Annotated in this window: 14 protein-coding genes; 10 read left to right on the top strand and 4 right to left on the bottom strand. The window is 62.0% G+C overall.

The window, feature by feature from the left end; translation table 11 throughout:
• The first annotated feature begins 98 nt into the window (after nucleotides 1-98).
• The 8 genes from DVU_RS10510 (at nucleotide 99) to DVU_RS10475 (ending at nucleotide 7,337) form a co-directional block, all read left to right on the top strand.
• Complete coding sequence (locus DVU_RS10510; RefSeq protein ID WP_010939504.1) at nucleotides 99-860, top strand: motility protein A; 762 nt, start codon at nucleotides 99-101, stop codon at nucleotides 858-860.
• The gene (locus DVU_RS10505) at nucleotides 844-1,578 is read left to right on the top strand and encodes an OmpA/MotB family protein (protein WP_010939503.1); all 735 of its coding nucleotides are present in this window, start codon (nucleotides 844-846) and stop codon (nucleotides 1,576-1,578) included. The genes DVU_RS10510 and DVU_RS10505 overlap by 17 nt, the downstream gene beginning before the upstream one ends.
• 4 nt (nucleotides 1,579-1,582) lie before the next feature.
• Complete coding sequence (locus tag DVU_RS10500) at nucleotides 1,583-2,026, top strand: PilZ domain-containing protein (protein ID WP_010939502.1); 444 nt, start codon at nucleotides 1,583-1,585, stop codon at nucleotides 2,024-2,026.
• Nucleotides 2,007-3,422: a biotin carboxylase N-terminal domain-containing protein gene (locus DVU_RS10495; protein ID WP_010939501.1), complete on the top strand. Its 1,416-nt coding sequence runs from the start codon at nucleotides 2,007-2,009 to the stop codon at nucleotides 3,420-3,422. The genes DVU_RS10500 and DVU_RS10495 overlap by 20 nt, the downstream gene beginning before the upstream one ends.
• 73 nt (nucleotides 3,423-3,495) lie before the next feature.
• Nucleotides 3,496-5,751: an acetyl-CoA carboxylase carboxyl transferase subunit alpha/beta gene (locus DVU_RS10490; protein ID WP_010939500.1), complete on the top strand. Its 2,256-nt coding sequence runs from the start codon at nucleotides 3,496-3,498 to the stop codon at nucleotides 5,749-5,751.
• 18 nt (nucleotides 5,752-5,769) lie between these two features.
• Nucleotides 5,770-6,420: a hypothetical protein gene (locus tag DVU_RS10485; protein ID WP_010939499.1), complete on the top strand. Its 651-nt coding sequence runs from the start codon at nucleotides 5,770-5,772 to the stop codon at nucleotides 6,418-6,420.
• A 2-nt stretch (nucleotides 6,421-6,422) separates the two neighbouring features.
• Nucleotides 6,423-6,767 (top strand): hypothetical protein, encoded by a 345-nt coding sequence (locus DVU_RS10480; RefSeq protein ID WP_010939498.1) that lies wholly within the window; start codon nucleotides 6,423-6,425, stop codon nucleotides 6,765-6,767.
• 39 nt (nucleotides 6,768-6,806) lie between these two features.
• Complete coding sequence (locus DVU_RS10475) at nucleotides 6,807-7,337, top strand: single-stranded DNA-binding protein (RefSeq protein ID WP_010939497.1); 531 nt, start codon at nucleotides 6,807-6,809, stop codon at nucleotides 7,335-7,337.
• A 190-nt stretch (nucleotides 7,338-7,527) separates the two neighbouring features.
• Here DVU_RS10475 and DVU_RS10470 read toward each other — a convergent pair whose 3' ends face one another.
• The gene (locus DVU_RS10470; RefSeq protein ID WP_010939495.1) at nucleotides 7,528-7,797 is read right to left on the bottom strand and encodes a CD3324 family protein; all 270 of its coding nucleotides are present in this window, start codon (nucleotides 7,795-7,797) and stop codon (nucleotides 7,528-7,530) included.
• Nucleotides 7,798-8,171: 374 nt separating this feature from the next.
• On the opposite strand from DVU_RS10470, the gene rsgA reads away from it, so the two are divergent.
• Complete coding sequence (rsgA, locus tag DVU_RS10465) at nucleotides 8,172-9,218, top strand: ribosome small subunit-dependent GTPase A (protein WP_010939493.1); 1,047 nt, start codon at nucleotides 8,172-8,174, stop codon at nucleotides 9,216-9,218.
• An 83-nt stretch (nucleotides 9,219-9,301) separates the two neighbouring features.
• Entirely contained in the window at nucleotides 9,302-9,796 is a 495-nt protein-coding gene (locus DVU_RS10460; RefSeq protein WP_223295096.1) for a GNAT family N-acetyltransferase, read from the top strand.
• Nucleotides 9,797-10,330: 534 nt separating this feature from the next.
• Here the strand turns inward: DVU_RS10460 and infA are convergent.
• The 3 genes from infA to DVU_RS10445 all read right to left on the bottom strand — a co-directional run bounded on the left by infA (nucleotide 10,331) and on the right by DVU_RS10445 (nucleotide 12,049).
• Nucleotides 10,331-10,594 (bottom strand): translation initiation factor IF-1, encoded by a 264-nt coding sequence (gene infA / locus DVU_RS10455; RefSeq protein WP_010939491.1) that lies wholly within the window; start codon nucleotides 10,592-10,594, stop codon nucleotides 10,331-10,333.
• 79 nt (nucleotides 10,595-10,673) lie between these two features.
• The gene (locus tag DVU_RS10450; RefSeq protein ID WP_010939490.1) at nucleotides 10,674-10,943 is read right to left on the bottom strand and encodes an RNA recognition motif domain-containing protein; all 270 of its coding nucleotides are present in this window, start codon (nucleotides 10,941-10,943) and stop codon (nucleotides 10,674-10,676) included.
• Nucleotides 10,944-11,347: 404 nt separating this feature from the next.
• Nucleotides 11,348-12,049, bottom strand: coding sequence for a thermonuclease family protein (locus tag DVU_RS10445; RefSeq protein WP_010939488.1), 702 nt, complete (start codon nucleotides 12,047-12,049; stop codon nucleotides 11,348-11,350).
• Nucleotides 12,050-12,243: the final 194 nt, after the last annotated feature.

The raw sequence follows: 12,243 nt of genomic DNA, 5'->3' as shown, positions 1-12,243 counted from the left end.
CGGGGTGAGGAGCAGGGGGGCGTGTCCACGAAGCTGCGGCGGCATGTCAGCCCGTAAGGGCATTACATCCGCCGCATGAGGTGCTATAGGCTGAACCTATGGATATTGCAACCTTTGTAGGCGTCATCATCGGCTTCGGCCTTGTGATTGGCGCCATCCTCATGGGCGCTGCGCCGGGCAAGTTCATCGACCTGCCGAGTGCCATGATCGTATTCGGCGGCACGTTCGCCTCCATTCTGGTCACGTTCCCTCTTGAAGAGGTCTGGCAGGCCGTGCGTGGTGGCCTGAAGGCCTTCGGCAGCCGCAAGGTCGAGGCGCGCGACATCGTCAGCACCATGGTGCGCATCGCCGAGATAAGCCGCCGTGAGGGCATCATCGCCCTCGAGAACGTGCAGACCGAGAATCCGCTCATCAAGAAGGCGTGCCAGCTCATCGCCGACAATGCCGACCCTACGCTCATTCGCACCACCGTCGCCATCGAGATTTCCGCCATGAAACGGCGGCACAACATCTCCATATCGGTGTTCAACAGGCTGGGCGGTTTCGCCCCGGCCTTCGGCATGATAGGTACCCTCATCGGCCTCGTGCAGATGCTCGCCACACTCGACGACCCCACCACCATAGGCCCCGCCATGGCCGTGGCCATCATCACCACCTTCTACGGGGCCCTGCTGTCGAACCTCGTCTTTCTGCCCATAGCGGGCAAGCTCAAGGCGCGCAGCATGCAGGAAGAACTGCACCTGCTCATCATCTTCGAGGGGGCCAAGTCCATCCTCGAGAACAACAACCCGCGGCTGGTATACGAGAAGCTCTCGTCGTTCCTGCCGCCGAAGGATCGTAAGAGTGGCTCCTGGCGATGACGAACCCCTCTTTGACGTCGAAGAGGACGAACCGCCGAACGAGTGGATGACGACGCTGTCTGACATCTCGATGCTCCTGCTTGCGTTCTTCATCCTGCTGTTCTCGCTCTCCAGCATCGACAAGAAGCGTTTCGCGGAATCGTTCGAGACCGTGCGCATGGTCTTCGGCGGCAAGGAATCGGAACTGACCACCAGCAACGTCCGCACCGACGAGGGGGCGCTGCTCGAAACGGTGCGTCTGCAACGCGAGCTCATCGAGGCGCAACGGCAGACGTACAACGAGATGCGCACCTATTTCACCGTGAACGGCGTGGAAGGTGTCATCGGTGCCGTGTTCGACGAGGGGGTCATCACCCTGCGCGTTCCTTCCGAGGTGCTCTTCGCCCCCGGTGCCGTAGAACTTGCCCCCGGTGCGGACAGGGTGCTGGCGACCCTGAAAGACCTCTTCATCCGTCGGCGCGAGCAGAACATCAATATCAAGGGTTTCACAGACGACGTGCAGCCCTCGGCCAACGCGCGGTTCAAGGACAACTGGGAAGTTTCGGCACTGCGGTCGGTTAATGTGTTGCGCTATTTTCTTGGGGCGGGTATCGAGCCTGCACGGTTGACAGCCACCGGGCTTGGTGAGTTAGACCCGCTTTTCCCGAACACCTCCGACGAAAACCGTGCCCGCAACCGAAGGGTGGAGTTCGTTCTGGAGCGTCGCGTCGTCAGGTAGCCATATGTCCGAATTCGACGAGTTCGACGATTTCGATTTCAGCCTTCCGACCACACATGGTGCAAGGCAGGCCTACAGGGCCCTGGTGCAGGGGGTAGCCGCCGTCGTTCCGTCGCACGGCCTCTACGCCGTGAGGGACATCAGCGCACTCGGGCTTGCCCTGCTTGCACCGTGCGATGCGTTTGTGGATGGGGAGCACTTCAGGCTCGACCTCTTCGTCGATGGCGAACCCTACATCGAGGGGCTTCTGGCCCATGTGGTGCGGCGTTGCGACGCCGGACTGGTGGCCTGTTCGTTCGATGGCCCCAACAGGGCGCAGGAGGAGCATCTCGACAAACTGGTGCTCGAAGTGCAGAAGCGGCAGATTGCCGAGCGCAAGGCCGCGGAACAACGGAATGAAGAGTCCAAAGAAACAACGAGGGATATTGGTGCAGACGAACGATCATAAGGTGCTGGTGGCGAACAGAGGGGAAATCGCTACCCGTATCGTCCGGGCCTGCCACCGGCTGGGTCTGGAGTTCACCTGCGTGTACACGGCGGAGGACGCCGCCTCAGGCCATGTGAGACTCGCCCGTGAACTGGGCGGGGCCAACAGCCTCTATCGGGTGTCCTCCTATCATGATGCCAACGAACTACTCGCCGTCGCCGACGACGCGGGCTGCACAGCGGTGCACCCCGGCTACGGCTTCTTCGCAGAGGACTACCGCTTCGCGCGGCGCGTGGCGCAGCGTGAGCGCAAGCTCATCTTCATAGGCCCCTCGTGGCGCGTCATCCGCGAACTGGGCGACAAGATCAACACCAAGCGCCTCGCGCGCAGTCTCGGCGTGCCCACGGTGCCGGGGTCTGACAAGCCCATCTACGATGAACTTGAAGCCGAAAAGGTCGCACAGAGCCTTTACGAGTTTCAGGAGCAGCAGGGCATCCGCAGGCCTCTCGTGCTGGTCAAGGCCTCTGCCGGCGGCGGGGGCATGGGCATCGAAGAGGTCTACGACCTCGACCTGTTCAAGTCGGTGTATCGCCGCATCCGCAACTACGCCCTGCGTCAGTTCAAGGACGAAGGGGTGCTCATCGAGCAGCGCATCCGCGACTTCAACCACCTCGAAGTGCAGATCGTCTCCGACAGGACAGGGCGCAATCCCGTCCATTTCGGCACGCGCAACTGCTCCATCCAGTCCATCGGCCTGCAGAAGCGTATCGAGGTTGCGCCGGGGTTCGACCCCACCTCCATCGAGTACGGGTTCGACGCGGCGCAGGTGCTGCGCGACATCACCTACCATTCGCTCGCCATGGCGCGGAAGGTCGGCTACGACAACGTGGGTACGTGGGAATGGATCGTCACACGTGACGGTCATCCCTTCCTCATGGAGGTCAACACGCGCATCCAGGTCGAGAACGGCGTCTCCGCCCGTATCGCGAGGGTGAACGGGCAAGAGGTCGACCTCATCGCCGAACAGATTCGCATCGGACTCGGGCAGCCTCTCGGCTACGGTCAGGAGGACATCACCTTCGAAGGTGTCGGCATCGAGTACCGCCTCATCGCTGAAGACCCCGACAACCGGTTCACGCCGTGGGTCGGGCGTATCGACGCCTTCGGCTGGCCCGAAGAGGACTGGGCGCGCATGTATACGCATGTCCCCACCGAAGAGCCCTACGACATCCCCACCGAATTCGACCCCAACCTCGCCCTCGCCATCATCTGGGGCAAGGACCTCGAAGAGGTGAAACGGCGCGGCGTCAGCTTCCTTGAAGGACTGACGTTGCAGGGGCAGAACAAGGCGGGCGATGAGCTGCGTTCCAACGTGAACTTCCTGCGCGACAACACCGGCCGCATCCTGCGGTTCTAGCTGTTCACGCCGCGCATCGCGCGGCATCGCGCATCCGACCCGTCCCCGCCGGTAAAGCGGGGGAAGCGACAGCATGGACAACGAGAAGAGAGTACAGCATCTCGTCGAGCGTCTCGGCTACATCCGTGACATCTTCGGCGGCAAGCATAACGAGAATATCGAGCTTCTTGCGACGCGCCTTGCGGAGTTCTCGCAGCGCGATACGGGCGCCCAAGGGGAAAACGGGCCCGCCCTCGCCACACTCGAAGATCTCTTCACCTTCGTGGAGCGCAAACTCGAAGCCGAGCTTACGCCCATGGACAAGGTGCGCATCGTGCGGCACGCGCAGCGTATCTGCCTGCGCGACATCCTCGAGAACGTCTACGACAACTTCACCGAGATCGGCGGCAAGGACGAATACAGCATCGACCCCAGCATGCTCATCGCCCGCGCCTACATCACGCGACGTAGCGGCAAGAAGACCTATCATCAGCCGGTGATGGTCATCGGGCAGGAGAAGGGCCACGGCGAGGAGTTCCGCAACGGCGGTTCCGTCAAGCCGTGGGGCAATGCCAAGGCCCTGCACTACATGAAGGTCGCCGAGACCGAGGGCATTCCCATACACACCTATGTGTTCACGCCGGGTTCGTTCCCGGTGGAGGACTACCCCGGTGCGGCACAGCAGATTGCGCGCAACCTGTATGAGATGGCGGGGCTGCGTGTGCCTGTCATCGCCGTCTTCTCCGAGGGCGGTTCGGGCGGTGCCGAGGCCATCGGCCTTGCAGACAGGCGTCTCATGCTGTCTCACGGCTACTATTCGGTCATTTCGCCCGAAGGGGGCGCCGCCATCGAGGGACGGCTGCGCCACGGTCAGCGGGCCACGCCCGAACTCATCGAGAAATGTGCGCAGCAACTGCGCATCACCGCCGCGGACAACCTGCGGTCGGGGTACATCGACCACGTCATCGACGAACCGCCTCTCGGGGCGCGTCCGTACCACTTCGACTTCTTCCGCACCCTGCGGCAAGAGGTCATCCGCGCCACCGACGAGGTGCTGCTTGGCGTGAAGGGGTTCGCCCCGTTGCGTGCCATGGCCCTGCGCCGTCGGCGCAAGACCGCCGACCTCGACCTCGACAGCGTGTATGTGCGCTGGAGTCTGTCGTCCTCCGCGAAAGACCGCCTCGTGGCGCGCAGGCAGCGCAAGTTCCTGCGCCTCGCCCGCGCCGCATGCAAGGACAGGCGTCCCGTCATGCGCAAGGCCGCGTCCATGTGGTGGGACATGTGGTGGGACGTGTACTCGACCTTCAAGTACGACCTGTTCCGCAAGCACCAGCAGAAGATCGCCTATGTGCTCGAAGAGGTCGATGCCGAGATGCAGGTGCTCAAGGAGAAGGTGCTCAAGCCGTGGCGACGCATCACTTGCGCCCTGCCCGGTTCCGGCGGTGCCTGCGAGGATACGGCCCGCGACCTGACGACCCTTTCAGAATGGGACGAGACCGAGCAGCGTAACGGCAACTGGAGCTATGTGAGCCCCCGCGCCAAGCAGGACAGGGCCATCACCTGCCCCAACGCCGCCACACACGGTTGTCTCGACCTGTGGGCCCCTGACCTGTTCGGTGAGTTCGCCGGGGTGTGCACCTCGTGCGGGCACCATTTCCCCATGGAGTACCAGTGGTATCTGCATAACGTCTTCGACGAGGGCTCGGTGTTCGAGTTCAACGCCGAAGTCGAGGCTGCGAATCCGCTTTCCTTCGAGGGCTTCGACGTCAAGCTCGATCAGGCCAAGCAGAAGACGGGCCTCAAGAGCGGTTGCGTCACGTTCGAGGCGCGTATCGACAACACCAAGGTCGTGGTCGCCATGCTGGTGGCCGATTTCCGTGGTGGTTCCGTCGGTGCCGCAGAGGGCGAGAAGTTCATTCAGGCGGCTGAACGAGCCAAGAAGAAGCGCTACCCCTTCCTCGCCTATGTGCATGGCACGGCGGGCATCCGCATTCAGGAGGGCACCAACGGTGTCATCCAGATGCCGCGCTGCACCATCGCCGTGCGCCGTTACATCGAGGCCGGGGGGCTGTACCTCGTCCTGTACGACACCAACTCCTACGCCGGGCCTGTGGCCAGCTTCCTCGGCTGTTCGCCATACCAGTTCGCCGTGCGGTCATCCAACATCGGCTTTGCGGGGCCCGGGGTCATCAAGGAGACCACGGGCATGGACATTCCCCCCGACTACCATCGTGCCTACCGCGCCCTCTCGCGCGGACACATTCAGGGCATATGGGACCGTCGCGACATCCGCGCCAATGTGAAGCAGGCCCTGCTGACCATGGGCGGCCGCAATCTCTACTACCGGTAGGGCAGGAGAAGGAAAGCCATGCTGGACGTTACGAAACTGCTTGAAGAGATAAAGGCTTCGCCCTACGAAGAGATACAGGTCGTGGCACCGCACTGCGGTGTCGTCACCTTCGGCGACCTCGCCGTGGGTACGCGCGTGCGCGGTGTGTCGGGCATGTGGAAGGAGAAGCCGGGCACACTGCTTGCCACCATCGAACGTGAACACAACAAGAAGCCCATCCACGCCGGGGAGAAGGGAGAGGTGACCAGCATCGAGACGTCGCTTGAGGGGCGTTTCGTCGAGGCACGTACACCTCTTATGGTCATCCGTCACTTCCTCTCGCGTGACGAGGTGCTGCGCATCATCCTGCAGCGTACCCTGAACCTGTTCAACGCGCCGGAAAGGGCGAAGTACTACTTCACGCCGGACGTGGACAAGAAGATCAAGGCTTCGGGGTCGCGGTCGGTGACCGTGCATGACGGGATGGAGCTTTTCATCATGTCGCGCATGAAGCGCGAAGTTTCGCTGGGGTACTCCGGGCCCGACGGGGTCATCTATGCGGTGTACTTCCAGCATAACGAGAACGTGGATGCGGGGCAGCCGCTCATAGGCGTCTGCCCGCAGGAACAGCTGCCGCTCATCGAAGAGGTGGTTGCCAGAGTCCAGACGGAGTGGGAGGAACGGGAGTAGCCGTGGGCAGATATTTGCAGATCAGGGTTTCGGCATCGACCTTCCGGGAAGAGGAAGTGTTGCAAGCATGGCCCCGTCTGACCACACTCGTGTGGCCTGACGGCCCGGTCGGGCCTGACGGCGGCGGTGTGCTTCAGCTGGTCGCGGCTCTCGACGACGCCTGCAACTTCGCCGGGTGGAACGACACCCTGCGCAAGGCGCTGGGGCAGGGGATAGAACGCGCTGCCGTTCTCAAGGCGAACCTCGAAGAGGCCCTTGCAGAGTGGAATCCGCGTGAGGCCAATCGTCTGAGCGACGAAATCGAAGCCGCTCTCGACGAACTCGAACGCCTCGCTCCCGCGTCCTAGAATGATAACCGGGCGGTGTGCCGCCCTCGAGAGGATACCATGCTCAACAAAGTGATGATTATCGGAAGACTCGGGCGAGACCCCGAACTGCGTTATGCCCAGAACGGCACCCCCATCGCCAACCTGCGCATCGCCACTGATGAAAGCTACGTCGACCGTGAAGGCAACAAGGTCGACCGTGTCGAATGGCACACCGTCGTCGTGTTCCAGCGTGCCGCCGAGAACTGCGCCAACTTCCTCGGCAAGGGTAGCCTCGTCTTTGTCGAAGGCAGCCTGCAGACACGCAAGTGGCAGGACCAGCAGGGGCAGGACAGGTACAGCACGGAGATAAAGGCGCAGCGCGTGCAGTTCCTCGACCGTCGTGGCGAGGCTGCGCAACAGGGCGAAGACGGCGGTTCGCCCCGTCGTTCGTTCAATCCCACCGGCGGCCGTGGCGGCCAATCCGGTCAGGGTGGGCAGGGCGGTCGCCAGCAGAACCGCAACAACGACATGGGCAACCAGGCCTATGACGACGACCTCGGCCCGGCGTTCCCTTCGGAAGCCAGCGGCATGGACGACGTGCCGTTCTAGGGCGTCAGCACATGAGATGTGAAGAGGCGAAGCCGAAAGGCTTCGCCTCTTTTGCGTTGAGTCCGCCCGCAATCACGATGGATGCCTCGGGGGCCTGTCGCCGACACCTTGTAGGGCGTGGGGTGAGGGCGTATCGCCCCGTCATGCTTCAAGACCCGCTTCCGGTGACGGAGGCGGGTCTTGCTCATGTTCACTTCCGGTTTGCGATGATCCTGTAGATGGCCTTGTCGGAGAGGTGATAGCGTTCAGAGAGACTCCTGACGCGTTCACCCTCAAGATAGTCTGCGACAATGGCGGCATCACGCCGCATCATCTCTTCCCGTGCGGGACTGTTCTCGCCCCATCGCCTGCGCTGTTCCTGTCTACGCGGGATATACAGGAACGCCCCATCGACGTGTTTCTGTATCTCTTCCAGAAGATGCTGCGGGAGTACCGCAGCTGCGTTCCGGTATGCCATCATGCTCCCTCCTCATTGGAATAAGGAACGAGCAAAGGCTCCGGCAGTCCTGTGCTAGATGTGCAGGAGCCTTTGCCGGAGGTGCGGCACAAGCTCCATCTGGAGTGAATTCTTCAAAAAAACTCCGAATGCTAGGGTGTTCTGGTGAGGTCGTCGCCGACCATGGCCGATAGACAGGAGCGACTATAGACTGACCACGTGAGGATGCCAAGCCCCCTCCCCGCGCGTTCTTCGGGGGCGCGGGCACAGGTGTTCTACAGCATCACTACTAAGCGTCTACGAGGTGGTCGGGTGGGTACCGGTCGTATACCTGTCACTCTACTTCGAATGCGGCAGTGCTGTCTGCCGTGTTCTGCAACGGAACAGGTGGGAGCACGATGCTATCGGATTCGGGATATGACGAATGGTTCGCCGGACATGGAGAAAGGTGGCTTGCAGACGGCCTGTCGCTGGCACGCATCGTGGCTGTGGACCGGGGGCGTTGCATGGCAACGGGAAACGCTGGTGAGATTGCGGCAGAAGTGTCAGGGCGCTTCATCCATGAGCACGACGACCCGGCAGACTATCCCTGCGTCGGGGATTGGGTCGCGCTGGATATTCATGGAGGGCTTTCCGCTGGTGTCATCCATCATGTGCTGCCCCGCCGGACATGGCTGAGGCGAAGGACCGCAGGGCAAACAGGGCGCCACCAGATGATCGCAGCCAATGTCGATGTGGCGTTCATCGTGCAGTCGTGCCACTACGATTTCTGTCCCAACAGGCTTGAGCGCTATCTCTTCATGGTGCGCGAGGGTGGGGTGAAGCCCGTTGTAGTGCTCACCAAGACGGACATGGTCTCGGCAGAAGCCCTCGAGGGGCTGGTCGCAGTCGTGCACAGCGTGGCGGATGTCGATGTGATTGCAACCAGCGCGTACAGCGGAGATGGCGTGGATGCCGTGAAGGCTGCGGTGGAGGCGGGAAAGACCTGTTGCCTGCTAGGGTCGTCGGGGGTCGGAAAGACGACGCTGACCAATCTGCTGCTGGGGCGTGAGCTTTTCGCGACACAGCATGTGAGCGCCACGGGGGAAGGCAGGCATCAGACGACGCGCCGTCAGATGGTCATACTCTCCGGTGGCGGGCTGCTGGTCGATACTCCCGGCATGCGGGAATTCGGCGTCATCGGCCCGGAATCGGAAGAGGGTTTCGTGGGTGAGGCCGTTGAACGGCTTGCCGGGTCATGCCGGTTTCACGATTGCCGGCACGAGCGTGAACCGGGCTGCGCGGTGCGGGCAGCCCTAGAGGCGGGCACTCTCTCGCAGGAGCGCTACGACAACTACATCAGGCTGCGGAAAGAGGCTGCGTTCGGTGCCCTGTCGTTGCATGAGAGAAGACATAGGGACAAGAACTTCAGCAAGCTCGTCAAATCAGTGAAGAAACAGCGATGACTGCCCGGTGGCGGGTGTGGCAGTGCATCAGAAAGAAACCAGGGACAGACATGCACCTACAGGGAGAGCACATGGTGGCTTCCATGATTGTACGGGAGGAAGTGCCGGAGGACATCGGCAGCATATTCGAGGTGACCGCCAAGGCGTTTGCGACGCTGGACATCAGTGACAAGCGGGAACCATATGTCATCGAAGCCTTGCGTCACGCCGGGGCTCTTTCGTTGTCGCTGGTTGCCGTGTTTGATGGCCGCGTCATCGGCCATGTGGCCTTTTCGCCAGTGGCGGTGTCTGACGGTACGGAGGGCTGGTTTGGCCTTGGCCCCTTGTCGGTGCACCCTGCGTATCCGCGCCGAGGTGTGGGGACGGCACTGGTGCGCGAAGGGCTTGCCCGCCTGCAGTCGCTTGGTGCCGCAGGATGTTGCCTCGTGGGGCACCCCACCTACTACGTCCGTTTCGGGTTCATGAATGCGCCGGGGTTGAATGTCGAAGGCGTCCCGCCGGAGTATCTCTTCGCCATGCCGTTCAAAGGTGAAGTGCCCAAGGGCGTCGTGACCTTTCACGAAGCGTTTGAGGTGTAGATGCCCGCAGGAACGCGCGCTGTGGCGTGTGCTGGCGGATACAAGTGCGACAAGCTTCCCTGGACTCTGGTTCGTGTGTGAAACCGGAGTGCGTCAACGGGGTGCGTTGCCGGGGTGCGTTACCGGGGTGCGTGGCACTGCCTTGCGCCAAGGGGGGACAGGTGCATGGATGTGACCCACTGATGGGGAAGCGGGCTTCCGGCATACAGTCAGCCCTGGTGCGGTTCATGCCGAAGGGGCGCGTGGGGGATGTGTGCAACAGTTCATGAGCCGGTCAGCGTTGGAACGACTCCCGGTCGGGGCTTCCGCGAGGGATTGCCCGTCTGGGTCGCGGTAGGACCACACGGGGCGCGAAGCGCGCGGAGTGAGCAGATAGCCTCGCTGGAAGACTTCCGGGTATCGTGAATCGGCCAGCGGGGCTTTTCTTGCTGCGTGAGACGCTTGGCAGGGTGTGGAATGGCGGAAAACGTCTGCACGAACGCGGACGCCCGTCGGGGGCGCCTGCGTCATGCGTTGTACGCGAGGTGATGCGACCTAGCGACGGTTGCCGGAACGGGCGGGGCGGGGGCCACCGGAAGGGGTGGTCGTACGGCGTGCGATGCGGCCCTTGGTCAGGTCGTAAGGGGAGATATGCACAGTGACCTTGTCACCGGGAAGGACGCGGATGCGGAACTTGCGCATTTTGCCGCACAGGTGCGCGAGAACTTCGTGACCGTTTTCCAGCACGACACGGAAGAGCGTACCGGGCAGGGCCTCTTCAACAACGCCTTCCATTTCAATATGATCGTCAGCTGCCATCAAGTGCCTCCTAGGCAAGAAAGTGCAAAGAGGCCCCGTTCCTGAGGAAGGGGCCTCTTGTGGATGTCTTAAGGCTACGCTACCAAGCGCGCTTCGGACGGGGGGCACGCTCCTGCGCTTCGTTCACGCGGAGAGCACGGCCCATGAAATCGGCACCGTCGAGAGCTTCGATGGCAGCGCCAGCGTCGCCGTCGTTCATTTCCACGAAGCCGAAGCCACGGGGACGACCGGTTTCACGGTCCATGATGAGCTTAACGGAAACAACTTCACCGTAGTTGGTGAAAAGGCTGCGAACGTCGTCTTCAGAAGCGCTGAAGGGCAGGTTGCCCACATAGAGAGTCTTGGCCATGAAAAAAGGCTCCGTAAGAAAAGTTCGGCTTGATGCTTTATCGGTACGGAGCTTTGCCCATGCGAAGTCCAAGACGAAAAAGTCAACGCCGTGAATGAATGGGTCCGTGATACATATTTTCGAATTGGCCGTCAACTTTTTTTTGGTTGCGATCACATGTTCTTTTGCAACGGCATGTCGTTACGTTCGTCATGAGGCACCTGAAGAGATATGGAAGCACCTCTGCGGTGCCCATGGTCGACCCGCCGTCGATGCCTGCCCCCTGCGCACATGGAAAGTGGCCGCGTGGACTGTTTCAGTCCCGCATTGTCCGGCACGTAAGCCATGAGCGTGCGCCGCCTCTATGTCGGCGACCGGGGGTGTTTTCTTGCGGACTGATGGCTGGCGCGGGATGGTGGCGGTGGTCACCACGTCTTGCGTCCGCCGGAGTAGGGTCTTGCCAGCCCTTCGCCGATGAGGTGTGTGCCGAGGTCGCCAACTGGTGTCTCCACGTCGGCGAGAAGTCTGAAGTACTTGTCACGTTTCAGGTTGTGAAGGCGCACGGTGCAACCCGGCGGGGCCATCTCGCGGGTACGGAAGGTGGCGCGCCGGGCGAGGGTGCGCATCTCCTGCCGGGGGTCGTTGCTTTCCGGAGTGTCGCAACCTGCCACCCGTACGGCGATTCGATGGCCGATGATGGGTGGATAGCCGGGGATGTCCACGATGATGGTATCGCCATCGGCGATGCGCAGGACGATGGCTTCAACAGGCGTGTCAGGGATTCCATGGGGGTATGCGCTGTCCGGCGCGATTGCCGGATGCCGACGCTTGCGGTCTGTCGTGGCAGGTTTCGCCTCGGCATATGAGGCGGAGGCTGATGGCGTGTCGGGGGTGCCTGCGTGCAGGTCAGTCGGGGGACTGGCAGCCCTCGTCTGGACGTTCGCCGAGGCCTCCTGTGCCGGAGTCTGTATGTTACTCCAAGCCTTGTGTGGCAAGGCATGTGCGAGAAGAAACGATACGGTCAGGGTCACGAACACACAGACGTGTGCAAGGGCGCAGGGGCGGCGATAGCCGTTGTGCTGACCTTTGTCAGCCGTGCCACGACTGGCGACTGGTGCGTCGTGCATCTGCGTCTCTCTCTGCCCGTGACCGTCTGGCGTCGTCATCCCACACGCGAAGGCGGTGAGACGGCGCGTTGGTGAGCAATGTGTAGAGTCAGCGAATCCTGTTCATGCCGCATGCGATGCCACGCCCCCTGCATCGGGGGGCCCCTGTCCGACTTCGTTGGACAGGGGGCCAAGGTGGCTTCAGCATGGATCAT

Origin of the sequence: Nitratidesulfovibrio vulgaris str. Hildenborough (assembly GCF_000195755.1) — a bacterium.
Classification (GTDB): Bacteria; Desulfobacterota; Desulfovibrionia; order Desulfovibrionales; family Desulfovibrionaceae; genus Nitratidesulfovibrio; species Nitratidesulfovibrio vulgaris.
This window is presented reverse-complemented; position numbering and strand designations above follow the sequence as displayed.